General features: G+C 35.7%; 22 protein-coding genes and 4 pseudogenes. 6 read left to right on the forward strand and 20 right to left on the reverse strand.

What is annotated here, in order from left to right:
* Nucleotides 1-62: 62 nt before the first annotated feature.
* The 11 genes from leuS to AAGD62_RS05535 all read right to left on the reverse strand — a co-directional run bounded on the left by leuS (nucleotide 63) and on the right by AAGD62_RS05535 (nucleotide 9,256).
* Nucleotides 63-2,579 (reverse strand): leucine--tRNA ligase, encoded by a 2,517-nt coding sequence (gene leuS, locus AAGD62_RS05485; protein ID WP_010962340.1) that lies wholly within the window; start codon nucleotides 2,577-2,579, stop codon nucleotides 63-65.
* A gap of 12 nt (nucleotides 2,580-2,591) precedes the next feature.
* The gene (locus AAGD62_RS05490) at nucleotides 2,592-3,188 is read right to left on the reverse strand and encodes a murein hydrolase activator EnvC family protein (protein WP_006279879.1); all 597 of its coding nucleotides are present in this window, start codon (nucleotides 3,186-3,188) and stop codon (nucleotides 2,592-2,594) included.
* A 45-nt stretch (nucleotides 3,189-3,233) separates the two neighbouring features.
* Nucleotides 3,234-3,560, reverse strand: coding sequence for a MerR family transcriptional regulator (locus AAGD62_RS05495; RefSeq protein WP_341812703.1), 327 nt, complete (start codon nucleotides 3,558-3,560; stop codon nucleotides 3,234-3,236).
* On the reverse strand, nucleotides 3,560-3,865 hold the full coding sequence (locus AAGD62_RS05500; protein WP_006279881.1) for an integration host factor subunit alpha: 306 nt from the start codon (nucleotides 3,863-3,865) through the stop codon (nucleotides 3,560-3,562). The genes AAGD62_RS05495 and AAGD62_RS05500 overlap by 1 nt, the downstream gene beginning before the upstream one ends.
* 60 nt (nucleotides 3,866-3,925) lie before the next feature.
* A complete protein-coding gene (locus tag AAGD62_RS05505) occupies nucleotides 3,926-5,038 on the reverse strand; it encodes an MFS transporter (protein ID WP_231115895.1) in 1,113 nt (370 codons plus the stop codon).
* A gap of 367 nt (nucleotides 5,039-5,405) precedes the next feature.
* On the reverse strand, nucleotides 5,406-5,813 hold the full coding sequence (locus AAGD62_RS05510; protein ID WP_264339099.1) for a transposase: 408 nt from the start codon (nucleotides 5,811-5,813) through the stop codon (nucleotides 5,406-5,408).
* Between the two features lie 19 nt (nucleotides 5,814-5,832).
* Complete coding sequence (locus AAGD62_RS05515; RefSeq protein WP_167347183.1) at nucleotides 5,833-6,015, reverse strand: transposase; 183 nt, start codon at nucleotides 6,013-6,015, stop codon at nucleotides 5,833-5,835.
* Nucleotide 6,016: 1 nt separating this feature from the next.
* Entirely contained in the window at nucleotides 6,017-6,346 is a 330-nt protein-coding gene (locus AAGD62_RS05520; RefSeq protein WP_007548762.1) for a transposase, read from the reverse strand.
* A gap of 540 nt (nucleotides 6,347-6,886) precedes the next feature.
* Nucleotides 6,887-8,350 carry a leucyl aminopeptidase gene (locus AAGD62_RS05525; protein WP_341812704.1) on the reverse strand — a complete coding sequence of 488 codons (1,464 nt, stop codon included), beginning with the start codon at nucleotides 8,348-8,350 and terminating at the stop codon, nucleotides 6,887-6,889.
* A 136-nt stretch (nucleotides 8,351-8,486) separates the two neighbouring features.
* Nucleotides 8,487-9,128, reverse strand: a complete 642-nt coding sequence (locus tag AAGD62_RS05530) for a protocatechuate 3,4-dioxygenase (RefSeq protein WP_155968861.1) — start codon at nucleotides 9,126-9,128, stop codon at nucleotides 8,487-8,489.
* A gap of 5 nt (nucleotides 9,129-9,133) precedes the next feature.
* A complete protein-coding gene (locus tag AAGD62_RS05535; RefSeq protein WP_255322264.1) occupies nucleotides 9,134-9,256 on the reverse strand; it encodes a hypothetical protein in 123 nt (40 codons plus the stop codon).
* Between the two features lie 296 nt (nucleotides 9,257-9,552).
* On the opposite strand from AAGD62_RS05535, the pseudogene AAGD62_RS05540 reads away from it, so the two are divergent.
* The 3 pseudogenes from AAGD62_RS05540 to AAGD62_RS05550 all read left to right on the forward strand — a co-directional run.
* Nucleotides 9,553-10,138 (forward strand): annotated as a pseudogene (locus AAGD62_RS05540) (DUF6444 domain-containing protein); the annotation flags it as partial.
* An 81-nt stretch (nucleotides 10,139-10,219) separates the two neighbouring features.
* Nucleotides 10,220-11,599: pseudogene (locus tag AAGD62_RS05545) on the forward strand (IS4 family transposase).
* Nucleotides 11,600-11,606: 7 nt separating this feature from the next.
* Nucleotides 11,607-11,948 (forward strand): annotated as a pseudogene (locus AAGD62_RS05550) (PD-(D/E)XK nuclease family transposase); the annotation flags it as partial.
* 435 nt (nucleotides 11,949-12,383) lie between these two features.
* On the opposite strand, the gene AAGD62_RS05555 reads toward AAGD62_RS05550, so the two are convergent.
* Nucleotides 12,384-12,875, reverse strand: coding sequence for an IS630 family transposase (locus tag AAGD62_RS05555; protein ID WP_155968340.1), 492 nt, complete (start codon nucleotides 12,873-12,875; stop codon nucleotides 12,384-12,386).
* A 19-nt stretch (nucleotides 12,876-12,894) separates the two neighbouring features.
* Nucleotides 12,895-13,242 carry an IS630 transposase-related protein gene (locus tag AAGD62_RS05560; protein WP_155968342.1) on the reverse strand — a complete coding sequence of 116 codons (348 nt, stop codon included), beginning with the start codon at nucleotides 13,240-13,242 and terminating at the stop codon, nucleotides 12,895-12,897.
* Nucleotides 13,243-13,355: 113 nt separating this feature from the next.
* Here AAGD62_RS05560 and AAGD62_RS05565 point away from each other — a divergent pair.
* A pseudogene (locus AAGD62_RS05565) lies at nucleotides 13,356-14,188 on the forward strand (IS5 family transposase).
* Nucleotides 14,189-14,313: 125 nt separating this feature from the next.
* Here AAGD62_RS05565 and AAGD62_RS05570 read toward each other — a convergent pair.
* Both AAGD62_RS05570 and AAGD62_RS05575 read right to left on the reverse strand, forming a co-directional pair.
* Complete coding sequence (locus AAGD62_RS05570) at nucleotides 14,314-14,448, reverse strand: IS3 family transposase (RefSeq protein WP_007548354.1); 135 nt, start codon at nucleotides 14,446-14,448, stop codon at nucleotides 14,314-14,316.
* A gap of 105 nt (nucleotides 14,449-14,553) precedes the next feature.
* Nucleotides 14,554-15,264: a class II aldolase/adducin family protein gene (locus AAGD62_RS05575; RefSeq protein ID WP_155969022.1), complete on the reverse strand. Its 711-nt coding sequence runs from the start codon at nucleotides 15,262-15,264 to the stop codon at nucleotides 14,554-14,556.
* Between the two features lie 280 nt (nucleotides 15,265-15,544).
* Here AAGD62_RS05575 and AAGD62_RS05580 point away from each other — a divergent pair, with 280 nt between their 5' ends.
* Nucleotides 15,545-16,168: an AAA family ATPase gene (locus tag AAGD62_RS05580; protein ID WP_155969020.1), complete on the forward strand. Its 624-nt coding sequence runs from the start codon at nucleotides 15,545-15,547 to the stop codon at nucleotides 16,166-16,168.
* Here the strand turns inward: AAGD62_RS05580 and tsaB are convergent.
* From tsaB to AAGD62_RS05595, 3 genes are all read right to left on the reverse strand, one after another.
* A complete protein-coding gene (gene tsaB / locus AAGD62_RS05585; protein ID WP_155969018.1) occupies nucleotides 16,163-16,747 on the reverse strand; it encodes a tRNA (adenosine(37)-N6)-threonylcarbamoyltransferase complex dimerization subunit type 1 TsaB in 585 nt (194 codons plus the stop codon). The genes AAGD62_RS05580 and tsaB overlap by 6 nt on opposite strands.
* The gene (locus tag AAGD62_RS05590; RefSeq protein ID WP_155969597.1) at nucleotides 16,747-17,877 is read right to left on the reverse strand and encodes a cation:dicarboxylate symporter family transporter; all 1,131 of its coding nucleotides are present in this window, start codon (nucleotides 17,875-17,877) and stop codon (nucleotides 16,747-16,749) included. The genes tsaB and AAGD62_RS05590 overlap by 1 nt, the downstream gene beginning before the upstream one ends.
* Before the next feature lie 138 nt (nucleotides 17,878-18,015).
* Complete coding sequence (locus tag AAGD62_RS05595) at nucleotides 18,016-19,005, reverse strand: ribonucleotide-diphosphate reductase subunit beta (RefSeq protein WP_341812705.1); 990 nt, start codon at nucleotides 19,003-19,005, stop codon at nucleotides 18,016-18,018.
* Between the two features lie 131 nt (nucleotides 19,006-19,136).
* Here AAGD62_RS05595 and AAGD62_RS05600 point away from each other — a divergent pair, with 131 nt between their 5' ends.
* A complete protein-coding gene (locus AAGD62_RS05600; RefSeq protein ID WP_006279908.1) occupies nucleotides 19,137-19,475 on the forward strand; it encodes an outer membrane protein assembly factor BamE in 339 nt (112 codons plus the stop codon).
* Nucleotides 19,476-19,767: 292 nt separating this feature from the next.
* Here AAGD62_RS05600 and AAGD62_RS05605 read toward each other — a convergent pair whose 3' ends face one another.
* Both AAGD62_RS05605 and AAGD62_RS05610 read right to left on the reverse strand, forming a co-directional pair.
* Nucleotides 19,768-20,259 carry an IS630 family transposase gene (locus tag AAGD62_RS05605; protein ID WP_155968340.1) on the reverse strand — a complete coding sequence of 164 codons (492 nt, stop codon included), beginning with the start codon at nucleotides 20,257-20,259 and terminating at the stop codon, nucleotides 19,768-19,770.
* 19 nt (nucleotides 20,260-20,278) lie between these two features.
* A complete protein-coding gene (locus AAGD62_RS05610; RefSeq protein WP_155968342.1) occupies nucleotides 20,279-20,626 on the reverse strand; it encodes an IS630 transposase-related protein in 348 nt (115 codons plus the stop codon).
* Between the last annotated feature and the right edge of the window lie 176 nt (nucleotides 20,627-20,802).

The following is a 20,802-nucleotide window of genomic DNA, read 5'->3' on the forward strand; positions in this document are numbered from 1 at the left end:
CTACATGTCAAAAAAAGTATAGCCATAAAATCAGATTATATAAAACGTACTACTCAGGTCTTTTATATAACTATATTTACTATCTTATTTGGTACAGCATATACAGTGCGAACTTTGCTTTGATCGATCTTACTGGACACAGAGTCTATCGCTATTTTCTTCAATTCTTCTTGAGGTAAGTTAATTGCCACCTTGATTGTTGTACGTAATTTTCCATTGATTTGCACTGCTATAGTTACCGTATCGTCAACTAATAATGATTCATCAGCTTTTGGCCAAGGTTGACCTCCTATTTCTTGCCATAGGCTTTCAGCTAGATGTGGTATGAATGGTTCGATTACTCTGATTAATATACATATACCTTCATCAATAAGAGATTTTCCAGTTTTTACGTCTATTTCAGCTATTAAATTCGTCATCTCACGAAATTTTGCCACTACACAGTTTAATCTGCAGTTTTCCAAGTCATCTGTAAGTCCGTGTAAGAGTTTATGAATTTTTTTTCTGTACTCTAGAAGTCCACCCGTAACATTTTCATTATCATAGTGTATATTTACAGGTCTTAGCTGCATGACCATACGCCACAATTTATTTACATAACGAGAACAACCTTCCACACCATCATCGGACCATTCCATATCTTTCTCCGGAGGAGTGTCGGACAACACAAACAAGCGAGCAGTATCAGCACCATACTTTTCTATGATAAAGTTTGGGTCAACTGTATTCTTTTTCGATTTGCTCATTTTTTCAACTTTGCCCACTTGAACTTTTGCACCTCGCGCTATTAATTCTTTTGCTTCTGCGGGAAATAGCCACTTACCATTTTCGTCTTTATAAGTTGCATGGCAGACCATTCCTTGAGTGATTAAAGTAGAGAAAGGCTCTTTAATATCAAAATAGCCACATTTGGTTAAAGCACGGCAGAAAAATCTTGAATAAAGCAAATGCAGAATTGCATGTTCTATCCCACCTATATAATAATCAACAGGCATAAAACGATTACATGCATCTTTGTCTATTGATTTATCTTCACTACAGAATGCAGCAAAATACCAGGAAGATTCAAAAAAGGTGTCGAATGTATCAGTTTCACGCTCTGCTTGCTTTCCGCACTTTGGACAATCAACAAATTTCCAAGTTGGGTGCTTATCCAGCGGATTGCCACCACTTGTAAATTCTACATCTATTGGTAGAACTACAGGAAGGTCTTTTTCTGGCACTGGAACAGTTCCGCAATCTTTGCAATATATGATAGGTATAGGGCATCCCCAATAACGCTGCCTTGAAACTCCCCAATCGTGCAAACGATAGTTTATTGTTTTTTTGCCTATTTTTTTTTCTTCAAATTTTTTAACTATGGCTTCCTTTGCTTCACTAACCATTAATCCGTTTAAGAATTCGGAGTTAAACATTGTCCCGTCTCCAGTATACGCCTCCTTTGTCATCTGAGTAGCTTGACACTGGGATCCATTGTAAGAATTCTGGTCACGCGCTGGAATGACACCTAAGTGGGCTGAAGAAATAACGGGAATTATCGGCAAATTATATTTCTGTGCAAATTCAAAGTCACGCTGATCATGTGCAGGGCAACCAAAAATCGCGCCTTCCCCATATTCCATCAACACAAAATTCGCTATGTAAAGCGGCAATTCCTTATCAAGAAATGGATGTTTGACGTTTAATCCGGTGTAAACTCCTATTTTTTCATCGTTCTCTCTTTTCGATTTTATTTCCTGGATCCCAGTGTCAAGCACTGGGATGACAACAGAAGAACCATTCTTTAAATCCTGCACAATAGGATGCTCTGCTGCCACTGCACAAAAAGAAGCCCCAAACAAAGTATGAGGATAAGTTGTAAAAACCTTTAATTTCTTATTCAGGCCAACTACTTCAAACTCTATAGTTGCTCCTTCAGATTTTCCTATCCAACGCTCCTGCATTGTTTTGACTTTTTCTGGCCAATTTTTCAAACTTTGCAGGCACTTGAGTAAATCTTCAGCGAAATCAGTAATCTTTAAAAACCATTGGGACAACTTACGTTTTTCAACAACTGCACCTGATCGCCATCCTTTTCCATCAACCACCTGTTCATTTGCAAGCACTGTTTGGTCCACTGGATCCCAGTTAACCCATGATTCTTTTCGATAGGCAAGCCCATGCTTTAAAAAATCCAGGAAAAATTTTTGTTCGTGTTTGTAATAATCAGGCTCACATGTGGAGAGTTCACGCTCCCAATTATAAGAAAGACCTATAGATTTCAACTGTGTACGCATATTATCTATATTCTCTTTTGTCCATGTTTCGGGGCTAATATTGTTATCCCTTGCTGCATTCTCAGCTGGTAATCCAAACGCATCCCAGCCAATTGGATGCAAAACCTCAAATCCATTAGCTCTCTTGTAACGCGCTATCACATCCCCTATTGCATAGTTACGTAAGTGTCCCATATGAATTTTACCAGATGGATATGGAAACATTTCCAACACGTAACACTTTTCTTGTTTACCACTCTTGCTTACAGAAAAATCCCATTTATCTTGATAAAATTTTTCAACACTTTTAAAATCATATTTCATATAAATCCAAATTCAATTACAGTTCATATGCATCAAAGGATCAACCGCTTGGCCATTATGTCGTATTGTGAAACACATCTGTGGATCTTTATCTTGTGTGCTTGATTTACCTGCAGATCCAATTACTTGACCTTGCTTTACTTTATCGCCAATTTCAACATGTATGTTTTTTAAATAGGAGTACACAGTCATGTAATTATCTTTGTGTTCCACTATAATTAAATTCCCATACCATCTCAGCCCTTTGCCTACATATATCACTTTGCCTGGTGCAGAGGAAACTACGTTCGTTCCATTTTGAGCAGCAATTTTTATGCCATCCTTACACATTTCATCAGAAGAGGTAGCTGAACCTTTAACTGGCATTACAAATTTACAATTTACCCCCACATTTTGTGTATTATTGTTATCTTTGTATATCCTATTTATGATGGCTTTTCTACTTTCTTTTTGCACTGAAGGCTCCCTAATTAAATGGTACTCTCTTGTATATTCCAGATCTCTTTTTCCGTAAAATTCTTCGCCTTTAAGCAGCACAGGTGCAGGTTTTTGCAGGCCACAGCCTATTAATATTGCTAATAACATAAGAAATGAGGCTATATGCCACATTTTAAACTCTCACAAAACTCCAAAATTTTAGCGAGACGTAGTGTTTCACGCCTGCTTGTTACTTTCCTCGTTATTTATTTTACTAGTTAAATAGTCCCTCAAATCGGTGAGTTCTTGCAACAAATTCTTTGTGACTTTTATATCATTACCAAATTCTTTTTGCACTCCTTTTATTGTATATCCTTTATCATATAGCATGTATTTTACTTTCTTTATGGCCTCTATACACTTGCGATCATATAGCCTTCTTCCTTTACGCTTTGTAGGATTAATTTGATGAAATTGACCTTCCCAAAATCTCAAAACATGCTGTTCCAAATGTAGCTCTTCAGCTACTTCCCCAATCGTATAAAATAATTTTTCCTTGTTCATTAATTATTGATTGATTTTTTTATAATTTTTGAAGGCCTAAAAGAAACTGAATTTCTTGCCTGAATCATCACTTTCTCCGATGTATTTGGTATATTTCCTGGTCTTTCCTTCTTTTTCTTAACCAAGAATGTTCCAAATGACGATATTTTTACTATTCCATCCTTTACCAAGCTTGTCTTTATTTCGTCCAATATATCATCTATTATCGAAACAGAGTCTTCCTTTGATAATCCTATTTCTTGGTTTATATCTCCAGCTATCGTTGCCTTAGTTACTGTTGTGTCTTTTGTTGTAACGTGATCCATTATTGATAAATATTACAATACGTAAATATAATATAGCAATCGACTCGAGATTCAGCTACTTTATTTTTTAGAGTATGTCTCTTTTGTTGCATAATTTAAAATACCGGCAACTATCAATATTGCAAAAAGTGCCATTTTATGATCTGTAAAAAGTGCTAACATTGACACTATAACTCCACTGCCAATAAACATAAATCCATTGATAATGGATGATGATGTGCTGATGTATTTTCGTTTCACAATCTCGCTGCCGACAGTAAAATTAAGCATATGTCCTCCCGCAAAAAACCCGAACATTAACATACAAAAGTACACAACGTGGACTGTTAAATGGCTGTATAGTAAAATAATAATTGAGACGCCTTGCAATAAAGCAAAAGCAGAAATTACATGTTTCCTATTTTTAAATAAGTTTGAGATTCGATCTGCAATTGGAGCACCAACTGCAAGACCAAGCCATAGTATTGCAGTTGCTATACCTGACTCCATTGCATTGAGTTCTAAGTTGCCCAGTAACCTTGGAGCCCACAAGGTATTAAGTGCTAAAAATGTTCCAAAAGTAATAGCACCCACCACTGAAGTTATCCAGATATCTCTTAATTTTAGCACTGTTAATATAGAGCACATTACTGTCTTCATAGAGCTTTTTATTGTGCGCTTTTCTGAGCTGCTTTCTGGAAGTGTGTTTGGACAAAAAAGCGTAAGTACAAATATCAACACACCAAATAGTATTATGCATACAATCAGATTTTTCCAATATGCATCTTCGGCAAGCAAGTTAGAGAACAGTATTTGAATTACCAAAGCAGAAAGGCTTGAAATTGTCTGCACTAGTGAAAACATTAGTCCAAATTGGGCAGCGGAAAAACATATGCTACTTGTGTGAGCAGCACCAATAAAACCAAATGATGCTCCAGTTGCAATCAACACTTGAGACAAAATCAAATGGGAGAAATTGTCACTATTAATAAGGACAAAAAACCCCAAGATCATAGTTGATAACGAGAAAAAATAAATTTTTTTACTGGAAAAAACATTAAACGTTGCTCCACTAAAAAATTGTAAGATGGCGAAAGTCCAAGTATATGCTGAATTAGCCAGTGCAACTTGCGCGATTGTAAGTCCAAGTTCCTTTTCGAGATTTACACTTATAAAGGTATAAATTATCTGCATGTTGCTGAATATAACAACCAAGTTACTAATCAGCCAAATGAACCAAGCCTTAGCTCTGCTTTCCATAAGATTTGTTTTTATAAGTAATCTATTAGAAATTTAACACTAAGTCTCTTTTTAAGCTATTGTTTCCTGACTACTGTTATAGCTAACCCAAAAAACGGTTTCCCTACGTCATGCCGCCGCGGTATCTCTTAGCCGCTAACAAGCAGCGGGATGACGATTGTCGGGGTGTCATCCCAGCGCCCCTATGATGTCATCCGAGTAGCCAACACTGGTTTCCATCCAAGACGGTGTCATTCCAGTGCTTGACACTGGAATGGCTTTGTTGCATCGCTCTTCGGATAGTAGGTAACGCACAATAAATTTATGAAGCTATCTCAAATTTAGCCATACCAATATCAGTGAACTTATTGAGCAAATAGCATTTAACAAGTAGTTCCTTCTCTCTATTTGTCTCAGATTTATTCCTAAAACTAAACCCGAATGTTTGTTTCAGTCGCGAGAAAAAACTTTCTATATAAGATCTTTTTCCGTAGTTTGTTTGCCTTTTCCACCTCTTCATTCCATCTTCGCTGCATGATTTTATTAGTCTAATTGCAGCATTTCTCTCAGCCATATAGTCTAACTTTGGATGCTCTGCTGCGTTGTTTTTCGGAGGAATTTTCGTTTTTATACCATATTGATTACACAGCTTATAGAGCTTTTCTCTGTCATATGCCCTATCTGCATATAGTACTTTTATGACATACTGAAAATCGACTTCTTTTAGCAAATCACAAGCTCCATAGTGATCAGCCGTTACTGTATTTTACAGCTATGGCTTTTTTGCTGTTTGTATTCAACATTACATGCAATTTTCTTGTCTGTTCATAGCTGCGATACTTTCTATCTTCGCTATTTTCTTTGCTATGACCAGGAGTGTTGTTGTATATACTAATTCCTGTACTGTCTATAGCAATTTCGATATCTTCCATATTATTTTCTGCAATCATTGATCTTAATATTGAGTTTCTTAAACCTTCTTGATGATTGTGAATAGCTGATAACTTGCAAATTTTTCCCAATTTGCTCAAGGTATCCTGCTATAAACCCAACTGTTTGCCTCAGGCCTATTCTAAATAAACAAGTTATTATGTGCACCAAAATTACAACTTTATCGCTATAAATATTGTTGCCACCTGGTATTTTTGGACCATTCTCGTACCACTTTTCTATGGCTTCGTTGATATAATGAAAAATATTTCCTCTTTTTTCTAGAAATTTGTTATATTCGCTATGGTTACTGACCCTCATTTTTTGTGGCATATTTTTTCTTTCAAGGTTAAATGGCTATCTTATAATGAATTTTGTCAGTAGCCACCAGATTTTTTCAGTTGCTATGCAACAAAGCCCACTGGAATCCAGACTTTAATTGTTATACTTGTAAATAATCTGGTGAAAATAAACGTTCATCTCAAAATGCAGTATTTTTGTTGAAATAGCTCAACTGGATCCCAGTGTCTGGGCACTGGGATGACACCATAGGAGGCTACTTGGATGACAAAAAAAGGAGCACTGGGATGACAGCAGTCCTACGTCATACCGCCGCGGTATCTCTAGATCCCGCTAACAAGCAGCGGGATGACGAGCTTATCGTCACGCCGCCACGAACCGTCATACCGCGATTCATTCGCGGTATCTCAGCCGCTAACAAGTAGCGGGATGACGGTTGTCAGGGTGTCATGAAAGTAGCTGACACTGGAATCCAGAAAAAAAGAAATATGTATCAGCTACTTTCATTTGCTGCGCCTCAAAAATAAACGTTCATGTAGCTGTAAGTCAAGCCATAAATCCAGATAAAGATCTTTAATCATTGGCTTCGTAGTACTTTTCAACCAACTTATTAAGTAACCTTACACCAAAACCTACTGCTCCTCTTGGACAAATGTCAGTACCTTTTTCGTGCCAAGCAGTGCCTGCAATATCTAAATGTGCCCAGCAAGTTTCATCCACAAAACGCTGTAAAAACTGTGCAGCCATTATGCTATCTCCGCCAGAGCCCGCAGGAGCGATATTTTGCACATCAGCAATCGGTGAATCAATAATTTTATCGTAAGTTTCATTCATAGGAAAACGCCATAACTTCTCATTTACTTCATTTCCTGCATCAATCAGACGGTTTGCTAATTCATCATTATTTGAAAAAAGACCAGCATATTCGTTATTTCCAAGCGCAACCACTATAGCACCAGTTAAAGTTGCAAGATCAATCATAAATTGTGGTGAAAATCTCTCTTGCGTATACCACAAAGCATCTGCAAGTATGAGCCTTCCTTCTGCATCGGTGTTCAACACTTCTATTGTCTGTCCAGACATTGAAGTTACTACATCACTTGGTCTTTGAGCATTACCACCCACTGCATTTTCTGCAAGTGCGACCACACCGATCGCATTTACTTTTGCTTTTCGTCCTGCTAAAGCATGCATCACCCCAACCACAGCAGCAGAGCCTGCCATGTCATATTTCATCGACTCCATACCACGTGAAGGTTTGAGCGATACTCCACCAGTGTCAAACGTTATGCCTTTACCAACAAAAGCTATTGGCTTTTGTTCTTTAGCAGCTCCATTCCATTTTATCACTACTAATTTTGGTTCTTTACTACTTCCTTGTGCAACTCCAAGCAAGGCTCCCATTTTTTTCTCTTCCATCTGCTTTTTATCAAGCACCTCGATTTCAAGGCCAAGCTTAGTAAGTTCTTTTTTTATATGATCAGCATAGGATTCTGGATATAGAATGTTAGGAGGCTCTGTTATAAAAGAGCGCGCAAGGAATATACTCTCACCTTCTTGCCTTGAGTGCTCAAATGATCTTTCAGCATTACTTAATTGCTCATCTTTTACTAATACGGTAATCTCCTCTACCTCTGTAATTTTCTCATCCTTTTTAGTTTTATACTTATCAAACTTAAAACTACGCAGAAACGCACCATATGCAACATTTGCTGCACTACCTTCGATTAAAACCGCTGCTTTTTTAATTTTTAATCTGCTTAGCTCACAATATATTTTACCACCAATATTTAATTCTTTATTTTCATTCCATTCATCCTTCTTACCAAGTCCAACAACTATGACATTTTTTTCTTCTGGCAAAGTAGTAGAGAAAAATTCACCAAAACTTCCATTGAAATTGCTAAATTGCTTTATATTATCCATGATCTGTTTTCCTTGCAAAACTCCGCCATCATTTACGGTTTCGTTGTCCTCAAATAAACCCGTTACTATTGTTTTAAAATCGGGCGAAATTTTAGAAATTGTTATTTTCATTGCTGGCATCTCCGTTGCAAATAATTGTAAACTGTACATAAAACACAGCAAAAACATCAGTAAGATATTTTTCATATACATCCTAAGTACAATAACACTCAAGTTTACTATGGACTCCCTTACATGCAAGGGTTTTTTATCTTTTATTAGAGAACTTATTATATCCGCCCAAGGTAATGTTAAACGTATAGGTTTTTATGACCTGATCACTGTAAGTAAATGGTGTTATGAGAAGGCTTGCAAGCCCATTACTAACAAAATCTCCAAGAACAGGATCAGCACAATTATCGCAATTATGGTCAACAAAAAACATTTGCGTTGTGAATTCCGGAAAATCCGGATGTTGAACTAGAAAGTTGATATGTGGAGCTCTATCACCAATTTTACCAGGTGCTATCGTAATAAAATTATAATAGCCAAGATTATTCACTACAAACCTTCCTGATCCAGCAAAATTCGGATCATCCTCTATATTCTTATCGTAATGGTTCACGCCGCGTGAATTCGCGTGCCATATAGAAACTACAGCATTTTGTATTGGTAAGCAGTTTATATCAGTAATTCTACCCACTATGTGTATTAATTCCCCTATTGCACTATTTGGAGAACCAGGTTTCCTTCTTAAATTGTTTGAAGAGCTAAAATTTTTTGGCCTTGCATCAAGGTCATATATTTCCGGAGTTTTAATGCAGTTGAGCAAAACAGGATCAGCTGCAAATAGCGGCAAACTGAATATCATTTGTACTAAAAGTGCTAACAAGATATTTTTCACATTCATTTCATTTATAATAGACTTCTTGCATAACCATATAACAAACTTTTATTGGAAATAGAAACGAAAAAACTTGCTTGACACCCTTCGCCAGCCCCCTTATCATGAAACTGAAGGTATTCAGTTATCTTCATCTGTGCAGATTAAACAGCAAGAAAACAACGTAGTTGGCGTCTTATTTTTAATTTTTTGCACTATGTGCACCTTATGTCTTCACAATATTTCTAGGTTTTTACCTACACAAGCTGAAACGCGCTATTTAAAACATTAAAAAACGCCAACTTAAAAAATGGATAGTGAATAACTAGCTACCCTAGGGTTTCTTTTGCCTTTTTTTCTGTTTAGTAAATTGTATCCGTTCAGCGGAGTGGTAGAATAAGGTAGACAAAGCAAGATAATAAAGATAATCATAGAGCAAAAGTGAGGTAATGTGGTAAACCTTTTAGAACTTTGCAAAAATTTACAGCAAAAAATAGAAAAACTGGAAGCAGAGATAGAAAACTTAAAAGCAGAAAATAAAGCTTTAAAGATAGAGAACGCTGAATTAAAGGAAAGGCTCGGTTTAAATTCAAAAAACTCATCCCTGCCCAGCTCAAAAGAGCTATACAAAATAAAAAAGGACAAGCCAAAAAGCGAAAGGAATGTTGGCGATCAGGTTGGGCATAAAGGAAATTTTCATGCCACAATGGAAGCGGATAAAGTAGTAAAAATAGAGTTGCCTAATATTTGCGAATGCGGAGGAGAGCTTGTAATATGCGAAAAACCTTATGTTCACCAAAAAGTTGATCTTCCGGAAATTAGGCCTTATGTAGTAATTGGAACATGGTCGTTGTCGGAGATGCAGAAAAAGAAAAAGTAGCAAGTTACCAGAAGGTGTTACGCCAGATACATTTGGTCCAAGGGTTAAGTCTATAATTGCAGCACTCAGCGGATTTTACAAAAACTCAAAGCGTGAAGTGGCTAGTATCATAAATGACATTTTTAATTTGAACATAAGTGTTGGCAGCATATCAAATCTTACTATTATCCACAAATATAAATGTACTTATAAATAAAGTATTACAATATTAAAGTTTGCAAATATTGAGGGTATAAAAATGGCAAACGAGAGTAATGAATGGGCTAAAAATGAATTTGGAGATGCTGTACTTGGAGATAAAAGATTAACTGACCGATTAGTAAAGATTGCTGATAGTTTGATAAGTTTACCTGAAAGCTCAATTAATGAGGCATGCAGAAGTTGGTCAGAAGCAAAAGCAGCATATCGTTTTTTTCAAAATGAGAACGTAAAAGAAGTCGATATTCTAGCTTCACAAATTGATAAAACAGTTGAAAGAACAAAAGCTCATAAAAGAATTCTTGTGATTCAAGATACAACTTATATTTCATACTCAAGCCATAAGCGGATTGGGAACTATTGCTGGAAAAGGAGCAGTAATGCATACAGCCCTTGCTGTTAGTACGGAAGCTGGGAATACTGGATCAAAAGATTTACTCGAGGCAACTCATTTCTGAAGAAGAAAAAAGACTAAAGAGCCATCGTAACAACGTTCATATTGAGGATAAAGAAAGTATGAAATGGCTAGAAAGTTTAAAGAAAACAAATAATATTATAGATCTGGCCCAAACCGAAGCTATAACTGTATGTGACAGAGAAGCAGATATGCATGATTTTTTTGAACTTGCACATAATCTTAACTCAGAAATTTTAGTAAGAGCTTGCCACAACAGAAATGTAAATAAAAAATTCATGCATACCAGGAACAAGCAAAAATTATGGTCATTTATCCAAGGCCTCCCTTGCGCTGGAAAAGTAGAAGTTGAAATCCCTGCTAGAGATAACAAGCAAAAAAGGACAGCGTTTTTAGAAATTAGATTCGGAAAATTTATCACATGAAGGCCATATAAAATGTAAAGAAGGTCACATAAAATATAAACCGACAGAGTCTACAACTTCACGCAATTCATGTTGTTGAAAAAAACTCTCCTCCCGAAGCAAGTCCTCTAGAGTGGATGCTTTTTTCCGGTCAGTACTTTTGAAGAAGCTGTTGAAAAAGTTAGTTGGTATTGTTTGAGATGGAAAATAGAGATATTGCATAAGATTTTAAAATCTGGTCTCAAAGTTGAGGAATGTAGACTTGGAACAGCAGAAAGATTAATGAGGTATTTAACAGTCATGAGCATTATTGCTTGGAGAATTTTCTTTATTACATCAATTGCAAGAACTAACCCAACATTACCATGTACTGCCTTATTAGCTGAGGAAGAATGGAAAGTTTTATATGTTAAAATACACAGGAAACCATGTCCAAATATAGCCCCTACTATAAAAGAAGCCGTTTCGTGAACTTGGAGGTCATTTAGCAAGAAAAAGCGACCCAAAACCAGGACCAATTACTCTTTGGAAAGGGTGGAGACGTCTCTTTGATCTAGCAGAAGGATGGCGACTTGCTCACGAACCTCATATTTGTGGGTAATAGTAAGGTTTCTAAGGGAGGGAGTAGTAGTAATACTGCTTCCTTACCTGACCAGTTTGCTCGTGATAAAGGTTTTGAGAAACGCGCTCAATACTATGCTGCTAAAGCTTATTCAAGTCAAGCTCACAAAGGTGATCAAGATCTTAAAGGAGTTATTTTTATTGCTATCGCCGATTTTATCTTATTTCCTAACAAGCTGGCTTACAAATCTGATCACGTTACTTTTGATAAAATTACCTATGAACATGATCTCAAAGATTTTAGTTGCACTTTCATCGAGCTACCAAAGTTTAATAAGACAAAAGAAGATCAGCTTTCAAATATTGTTGAAAAATGGATTTATTTTTTTAGTGCGACCCTGAAAGTCGTGGTTTTGTGGTGGTTAAATTCCACTTTCCCTAGACATCGGGGATAATGTATATCTCACATTTTAAAGGGTGGCAACCTTTGGGGTGCAAGCATGAGATAAAAGCAGGTAACACTAAACCTCATGGTGAATCCTTGCAAACAGAGTTAGATATGATTACGAGAGGAACCTATGTTTGAATTGTCGTCAAAGCATAGTATGCGAAAGGAGGTTGAATTACGCATAGACCAAAACGGTATGAAGCAAAAGTGGAACTAAAGATTGAAGACTTTAGTTATTGATGTTCCCAGCTTCCGGCAAATAGTAGGAATCTAAGTTTAACGTGAAACGAAGCCATGGAACGGAGTAACCACATAAAAGCTCTTATATTCATTAAAATATAAGTAGGTAGCCAACCACAAGCTGCTATAGTATTTTCTAAAATGAATGATAAATTTCCATTATGGTATTACCAACCAAAAGTTGTAAGTCTGTATATTTATGCATTAAAGGTCTGAGGCGGCTTTTGATGGTATTCCAACAATGCTCTATAGGGTTCAAATCTGGTGAATATGTTGGTAGATAGAGCAAACGGCATCTAGCATTATCTATTAACTCCTTTGTTTTGGGAGTTTTATGGAATGTGGCATTGTCCATAACTATTGTAGTACCATGTGGCAATTTAGGTAATAACATCTTCTCTAACCATGTATTGAATACCTCTTTGTCACACCCACCTTTGAAAGTCATTGGTGCAATAAATCTCTTTCCAATCCACCCGCCTATTATACTGATTCTCTCTCGTTTTCTTCCTGGAATATCTGCATAAATTTTCTTTCCTATTGGAGCACGTCCATACTCTCGGTATAACCTATTATCAACTCCTGCTTCATCTATATATAAGATGCTGGAATGGTCTATTTTTGAGATTTTATCGGTAAATCGCTGCCTATCTTCTTGATTGCGCTCTTGATATAGTGTAACTTTTTTTTAAAGTAATTCTTAGCTGTTTCAGCCTATACCAAATTGAATTTATTCCAAATCCAAGATTTTGTTTCATCTCTGCCAGCGTATGATCTGGATTCTTTTTAACATATTCTTCGAGTATTTTTGGGTCTATTTTTCGAATAAAGCTGCCGTTTTTCGATGGCCTTAGGCTTTCACCAGCGGCTTTCTTTCTTAACCAGCGGTACAGAGTTGCTATTCCTATCTCCAAAAGCTCTGCCACCTCAACCTTTGACTTCCCTTTTTCTATCATCGATACTGCCCTTTCCCTTAAATCCACACTATACGCCATTATAACTCAAATAGCTTATTATACCTTTATCATTTACTTTGGGAAGTACTATATGAGGTTGTCCGGAAATAAGTAAAAGGCTATAATATCTGAAATTTTAGTACGGGGTAAAGATGAGAAAAAAGTATCCAACAGATCTAAGCGAAAGGGAATGGGCAAGAATAGAAAAACACTTCAGAGTATCATACAAGAAAGGAGGAAGGCCGCCAAAGTATAGCAAAAGAGAAATATTAGAAGCAATTTTCTATGTATTGCGTACAGGGTGTCAATGGCGGTATTTACCAAATGATTTTCCGCTATGGAAGACTGTGTATGAGCAGTTCAGGCAATGGAAGAAGCAGGGAATTTTTGAGAAAATGAATTATGAAATTACAAAATATAGTAGAAGAAAAATAGGAAGGAATGAGCAGCCGAGTGCCTGTATAGTAGATAGTCAATCTGTAAAGACTACAGAAAAGGGAGGATCAAAGGCTATGATGGAAGTAAAAAAGTAAAGGGTAGAAAAAGGCATATAATTACAGACACTCAGGGTTTTATACTAGGTTGTTACGTAGGCGCTGCTAACGAAAATGATAGAGATGGTATTAAAATAGCATTAAACAATATGAGAACAAAATATACTAAAGTTAAAAAAATGTGGGCTGACATGGGATACCAAGGAAGAAATTTAAAGAATCACATAAAGGAAGAATATGACATAGATATTGAAATTGTTAAAAGGCCTCCATGTAGATTTTGGGTGCACAAAGATACGCCACCTGAGCTACTACCAACAAGAGAACAAGGGTTTAAAGTACAGCCAAGAAGATGGGTTGTAGAAAGGACTTTTGCTTGGGTTAATAGGAATAGAAGGCTATCGAAGGAGTATGATTTACTCACAACATCCACTGAGAATTTCATATACCTAGCTATGAGTAGGGTTATGTTAAAGAGGGAATATGCTTGAATTTACTAGTTTCCGGACAACCTCTAAGATGTCTCTTTCTCTTGTTAGTTCTTTTTTTAGATCAAATCTTTCTTTGTCATAAGGAGCCTTTGCCTGGAAATGCGTATGCTCCAGACATTTTTCCATCATATTTTCTTACTTAACATACTGCCATCTATACCTAGATCTTTTGCTATTTTTGTACTTGCTTGACCTGTTTCTTTAACCAGCTTAACAGCTTCTAATTTGAATTCTGCTGTATATTCTCTTCTATTTGTCATATTTTGAAAAAACGTTTTATTTTACTCCAAAAACGTCTTAACTTTCTCTCTACTTTTTCTGGGTAAGGTCACTACTTGGATGACAGATAGTAGTGCGAAAGTCTCTTACAACTTACTTTTAATTAGTCTAACCCATGCGTGCCAATCCCTCTCACCAAGATTGCTTTCAAAAGATAGGAGATCCTTTACAGCTTTTGAGCAAATTTCTTCACTTGGAATTGATAACTCCTTATTCATTGCTAACGTTAAACATTGAGTTTTGCACGCTCGTTCTAAATGATATGTGTAGAACATTGCTTCTTGTATAGTCCGACCACACGTTATAGATCCATGATTACGCATTAACATGACAAAATTTTCTTTCAGATCAGCTATTAACCTCTTTCCTTCTGTATCGCTAAGTGCTAGGGAATTATAATTATGGTAAGAGATTTTATTGTAAAAGTGCAGTGCCCATTGACTTATAGGAAGCAGCCCATCTTTGAGAGAAGAAACCGCTACAATAGAAGGTGTATGCAAGTGAAAAATTGCTTGAATATCTTTCCTTGCTTGATAAACAAAACCATGAATTATATAGCCAGTTCTATTATATTGATATTCTTTGCCTTCAATTACATCTCCATCAAATGATACTTTCATTAACGAACGTTCATCTACTTCATCAAAACGCATACCAAACGGATAAATATAAAACGACTTTTGATCTTCAGAACGCACTGAAAGGTGAGTATATGTATGATCATCGAACTTAAGGTAGGACAAAATCTGATAGGCATAGACTAGATCCCTTTTTACTCTGCTCTTTGTTAACAACACAATCCTCTGTTAGAATCTTCTGAAGGTTTATACGCGAAAAGAGACTTGTAGTAAACTAATAAGTCTATGCCACTCTGTCTTGCTTTCTGAATACCAAACACTTTTGTGTTGTAGCTTGCTTAAAAATAGTTATCGTTATTATAGAGTTTATATACAGAATTTATGTTTTTAAATTACATAATATCTTAACTACAAAAATAATTTTCTATATAATATTTCATATGTTTTAAAGCTTCATTTTTATGTTATTATAAATGTAAGTTTCAAGATTGAAAATAATATGGTAAATATTAACACAAAAAAACAGCCAGCAGGATTTTTCATATATCTCTCTGGTCTTTCGGGAAGTGGTAAACTTTCCACAGCAATAGAATTATCTAATATGATAGACGCATTAATTGTAAATAGCAAGTTCTATAACAATGTTCAAGCTTGCTCTATATACGATGGTGTCTTTGAACGTGATCAAATACCTAAAGAAGTTCAAGATAGAATATATGGCATTATGCAAATTATGCTTCAGGTAATAGAAAATTATCCGATTCACTCAAAAAATTACATATTTATTGATGAGTTGATGGAAAATAATGACCAGAACATGAGGATGTATGATTCAATAGTAAGGCTTAGTAAAAAAATGAACACAGAAATCCTTCCTGTGGTACTTAGGTGTGATCTACCGACATTACAAAAGCGTATTGCATTAAAAAGGCAAAGAAAAAATAGGAAGGTGATTAATCTAAATAGCATGATAGAGCAATGTAGGATTAACAATTTATTTACACCACCGAGTGCTATAGAGATAGAAAATTCAAATATGAGTATAAAAGAAGTAGCTCAAGAGATAGTAAACCAGATGCACAAGCTTAGCCAAATTGCGTGTATGCAAAAAAATAGTCTATAGCAATTTCATATACTGAGGCTCATTTAAATATAGAGCTTCAACTTCATTTAATTTTTGCTTGTTCTTCAGTCTATAATGAACTAATAGCCCTGCATGGCTAGCATTTAAATTGCAATCCATATGTGTACTGCTTGTAGCGTAACCAGGGTCACATGCTGCAGTTGGACCAGACAGCGGCAATAAATTGAAATCAAATAACTGTGTATAAAACCCTTGAGCATTTTTGATTATAGCTCTGATATTTTTTTTGCTATTTGCACAAAGCAAAGATATTGCGTAGGCTTGAACTTCCAGCGCACTAACCCCGTATAACGGCTTATTTGTAGCAAGATTTATACCTTGTGCAGCTGATATACCAACTCTAATTCCAGTGAAACTTCCTGGTCCAACTACTACCGCCAAATGATCTATTTTATCATAATTATAGTTGTGCTTATCAAATAAAGTACTTAGTATTTGAAAAAATGATTCTGCATGACTATTGCTGGTGGAATTGTGCTCTACAAAACAGTTACCATCATAATCAACTATTGCTATTGAACTACCAATACCTACAGTATCAATCGCTAAAATAGACATTACTTAAGCTTATCATAGAGTTTTGAAAATATTATAGTAAAGGCACCATTACCCATAACATTTGCTGAAGTGATTATTGGATCAAACACTATATACAATGCTGTAATTAACGAAAGCATTTCTGGAGAGAATTTGAGATATTTCTCAAGAATAGGTAGCATTACCATAATTCCTCCTGCCGGCACTGCCACGATAGCAAACTTAAATAACAAAAAATAGAGAAGAAAAGTTACATAATCTATTGTGAACAATGAATAACCGGAGGCAATTATCATTGATAATATTATGATAAAAAAGCAATCACCTACTAAATGAAAGCTAGCAGTTATTGGTACAACAGACGATGCTATGTCAGGTTGCTTTACATTTTTTTTGCTTCCTTCAAGAGTAAGTGGCATAGTTGCATTACTAGACATTGTGCTCATTGCAGTAATAAATGCCGGTATCATATTGCCTATACTAGCTATCCAGCTTGTAACCTTGAATGAATTTGCTGCTCCATATAAGAGGAAAACATAAAGGTAGGTTGCAGATGCTATAATAATGAAAATTATTGAGTAATCCTTAAATATTATAGATAAAACTTGATCATGCTGCATTTTTAAAGCAAGCCCAAGTACAAATATTGGAATAATCGGCGTCAAAAACGTCTTCAAAATAAAGAGAGTTAAATCTAACATTTTGTTCGAAAGCTCTTTGCTTTTCTTGGGTAGCAGTGTGGACACTACTATGCTGGACACAAATCCACAGGCAAGGGCATAAAAATTAGAAAGCAATGCAGGCAGCCTAAACGACCATAAGGGAACAATTGTTTCTTCATACGTTATATCTTGTATTGAATGAGTGTTTTGTATGATAAAATGCCCAACAGAATAAGCTATTAAACTTGAAGCCAGATTTGACAAGAAGATCATTATAATAAGTAACAATATGAACTTTATAGCTGACTGCTTAAGATTGTTAACACTGCTAAAGATTAACGCAAAAATAATAAAAGGCATTATAAATAGCAAAACCTCTTTTATACTCAGGCTCGTTGAGTACAAGAAGGTTTTTGCTTCCATTGGAACTAAATGACCAAAGAATGCAACTGAAGTGATGACCGTGAGTAAGATTAATAGTTGTAGCACGTTCTTATATACCAATGTCCTATGGACATATATATGGTAAGTTAGTTGTTAAGTAAAGCAAAACTGTCTAAACTGCACAGCAAATGACGTAATGAAAGTAGCTGACACTGGAATGACAAAGAAGAGTGAAATTAGCACTCACTTATTATTCGTGTCGTTTTCAGTAAAAGCCTCCTCCCATGTGCCTTGAGTTGCTGCACGGCTATACTCTGTTACTCTATTTTCAAAGAAATTCGTATGTTCCACGCCATTTAGTATTTCATCAAGCCACGGAATAGGATTATCATTAACATCATATATGGACTCAAGACCTAATTGCATTAACCGTCTGTTTGCTACGTAGCGTATGTAATTGCGCACTTCTTCTGCAGATAGTCCTTCAACGTCTCCGAAATTAAAAGCAAGCTTTATAAACTCATCCTCAAGCTCAACAATAGTACGGCATGCAGAATATAATTCCTCTTTAAACTCGTCGTCCCAAATTTCATTATTCTCTTTAATAAATGTATTAAACAACATGATAATTGAATTGGTGTGCAAAGTTTCATCACGGGCTGACCAGGCAATTATTTGTCCCATGCCTTTCATTTTTCCAAAGCGTTGAAAATTGAGCAAAATTGCAAATGATGTGAATAACTGCAACCCCTCGGTAAATGCACCAAACACCGCTAGAGTTTTAGCTACATGTTTTTTATCGTGTTTTTTGCTTTCCTCGAATTCTAACATGTATTCATACTTCTTTCTCATAGCATCATACTTTAAGAATGCTTGATACTCGCTTTCTGGCATGCCAATTGTGTCTAAAAGATAAGAATAAGCTGCAATGTGTATAGTTTCCATATTGGAAAAGCTTGCAAGCATCATGCATATTTCCGTTGGCTTAAATATATTTGAATAATGCCTCATGTAGCAGTTATTTACTTCAATGTCTGCCTGAGTAAAAAATCTAAAGATCTGGGTTAGTAGATTTTTTTCTACACTTGAAAGTTTAGTTTTCCAATCCTTTACGTCATCAGCAAGCGGAACTTCCTCAGGTATCCAATGGATTCTTTGTTGCTGCAGCCACGCATCATACGCCCAAGGGTAATTAAAAGGTTTGTATATTGGATCTGCTTCTAACAATGACATAAGACACCTATTATTTTCTAAAGTAAATATTATATTAAGTGATATTGAGAATCAGTCAATTTAACTTTTTTGAAATTTGACGGCAGATAATTTATTAGTGTATTATAGCTTCAAGTAATTTATCAACAGAAATGCGAGTATTAATATCTTTTATTTTATTATTTACAGTGAGCTGCACTCACACTATTCACAATCACGGAGCTCCTGGCATTAGTGTTGAATTGTGGAGCAAGATAAAAGTAGGTGACGATAAAGAAAAAGTGGTTCACACTTTAGGATCACCAACATTAGTATCAAAGTTCGATGACAATGTTTGGTACTATGTCTCATATAAAATTAAACAAGCCAATTTTTTAGGAAAAAGGAAGTATAGTAGTAAGTCTCTGCAAATTTCATTCGACCAGGACGGTAAAGTTGAAGATACAAAAGAAACTGACATCTTAGAGAGATCTTTGGCTGTTTCTGATTGAAAGTTTGCTCAGATCTTCCTACGTCATACCGCGGTTCATTCCATAACTGTACGAACATTGCGATTTGGGCCTACCAGAATGGTGTCATGAAAGTAGCTGACACTAGTTCCTTTATGACGGCAGTGCCCAGACTACTTGGATCCAGGAAACTTAATTGCAAGTAATGCATTGGGTTTGGTAAGTATGGGTTTTGCGTTATAGAATGAAGCACTTTTGGTGAATTTGTAAAGAAAACTGGATCCCAGTGGGCTTTGTTGCATCGCTACTTATGAAAGGCTAACTATAGTATTTTCTAAAATGAATGATAAATTTCCATTATGGTATTACCAACCAAAAGTTGTAAGTCTGTATATTTATGCATTAAAGGTCTGAGGCGGCTTTTGATGGTATTCCAACAATGCTCTATAGGGTTCAAATCTGGTGAATATGTTGGTAGATAGAGCAAACGGCATCTAGCATTATCTATTAACTCCTTTGTTTTGGGAGTTTTATGGAATGTGGCATTGTCCATAACTATTGTAGTACCATGTGGCAATTTAGGTAATAACATCTTCTCTAACCATGTATTGAATACCTCTTTGTCACACCCACCTTTGAAAGTCATTGGTGCAATAAATCTCTTTCCAATCCACCCGCCTATTATACTGATTCTCTCTCGTTTTCTTCCTGGAATATCTGCATAAATTTTCTTTCCTATTGGAGCACGTCCATACTCTCGGTATAACCTATTATCAACTCCTGCTTCATCTATATATAAGATGCTGGAATGGTCTATTTTTGAGATTTTATCGGTAAATCGCTGCCTATCTTCTTGATTGCGCTCTTGATATAGTGTAACTTTTTTTTAAAGTAATTCTTAGCTGTTTCAGCCTATACCAAATTGAATTTATTCCAAATCCAAGATTTTGTTTCATCTCTGCCAGCGTATGATCTGGATTCTTTTTAACATATTCTTCGAGTATTTTTGGGTCTATTTTTCGAATAAAGCTGCCGTTTTTCGATGGCCTTAGGCTTTCACCAGCGGCTTTCTTTCTTAACCAGCGGTACAGAGTTGCTATTCCTATCTCCAAAAGCTCTGCCACCTCAACCTTTGACTTCCCTTTTTCTATCATCGATACTGCCCTTTCCCTTAAATCCACACTATACGCCATTATAACTCAAATAGCTTATTATACCTTTATCATTTACTTTGGGAAGTACTATATAATTAGGATTATAAGCAACCTATTGAAAATCTTGTTTTTTTGCAATCAATCTGATCAAATTTAAGAATAGTAATTTATTATTTATATTAATAAATTTAATTCTATTGAAAATAGCTAAAGCA

Source organism: Wolbachia endosymbiont (group A) of Eristalinus aeneus (genome assembly GCF_964026915.1).
GTDB classification, from domain to species: domain Bacteria; phylum Pseudomonadota; class Alphaproteobacteria; order Rickettsiales; family Anaplasmataceae; genus Wolbachia; species Wolbachia pipientis.

Bases quoted from the DNA above. Each gene is read 5' to 3' on its own strand.
- AAGD62_RS05580 (WP_155969020.1), top strand. From the start codon at position 15,545: ATGGTAAATATTAACACAAAAAAACAGCCAGCAGGATTTTTCATATAT.
- AAGD62_RS05610 (WP_155968342.1), bottom strand. From the start codon at position 20,626: ATGGCGTATAGTGTGGATTTAAGGGAAAGGGCAGTATCGATGATAGAA.
- AAGD62_RS05525 (WP_341812704.1), bottom strand. From the start codon at position 8,350: ATGAAAATAACAATTTCTAAAATTTCGCCCGATTTTAAAACAATAGTA.
- tsaB (WP_155969018.1), bottom strand. From the start codon at position 16,747: ATGTCTATTTTAGCGATTGATACTGTAGGTATTGGTAGTTCAATAGCA.
- AAGD62_RS05505 (WP_231115895.1), bottom strand. From the start codon at position 5,038: ATGCAGATAATTTATACCTTTATAAGTGTAAATCTCGAAAAGGAACTT.
- AAGD62_RS05535 (WP_255322264.1), bottom strand. From the start codon at position 9,256: ATGAAGATAACTGAATACCTTCAGTTTCATGATAAGGGGGCTGGCGAA.
- AAGD62_RS05570 (WP_007548354.1), bottom strand. From the start codon at position 14,448: ATGACAAATAGAAGAGAATATACAGCAGAATTCAAATTAGAAGCTGTT.
- AAGD62_RS05530 (WP_155968861.1), bottom strand. From the start codon at position 9,128: ATGAATGTGAAAAATATCTTGTTAGCACTTTTAGTACAAATGATATTC.
- AAGD62_RS05595 (WP_341812705.1), bottom strand. From the start codon at position 19,005: ATGTCATTGTTAGAAGCAGATCCAATATACAAACCTTTTAATTACCCT.
- AAGD62_RS05500 (WP_006279881.1), bottom strand. From the start codon at position 3,865: ATGGATCACGTTACAACAAAAGACACAACAGTAACTAAGGCAACGATA.
- AAGD62_RS05495 (WP_341812703.1), bottom strand. From the start codon at position 3,560: ATGAACAAGGAAAAATTATTTTATACGATTGGGGAAGTAGCTGAAGAG.
- leuS (WP_010962340.1), bottom strand. From the start codon at position 2,579: ATGAAATATGATTTTAAAAGTGTTGAAAAATTTTATCAAGATAAATGG.
- AAGD62_RS05600 (WP_006279908.1), top strand. From the start codon at position 19,137: ATGCGAGTATTAATATCTTTTATTTTATTATTTACAGTGAGCTGCACT.
- AAGD62_RS05515 (WP_167347183.1), bottom strand. From the start codon at position 6,015: ATGGAAGATATCGAAATTGCTATAGACAGTACAGGAATTAGTATATAC.
- AAGD62_RS05520 (WP_007548762.1), bottom strand. From the start codon at position 6,346: ATGCCACAAAAAATGAGGGTCAGTAACCATAGCGAATATAACAAATTT.
- AAGD62_RS05560 (WP_155968342.1), bottom strand. From the start codon at position 13,242: ATGGCGTATAGTGTGGATTTAAGGGAAAGGGCAGTATCGATGATAGAA.
- AAGD62_RS05490 (WP_006279879.1), bottom strand. From the start codon at position 3,188: ATGTGGCATATAGCCTCATTTCTTATGTTATTAGCAATATTAATAGGC.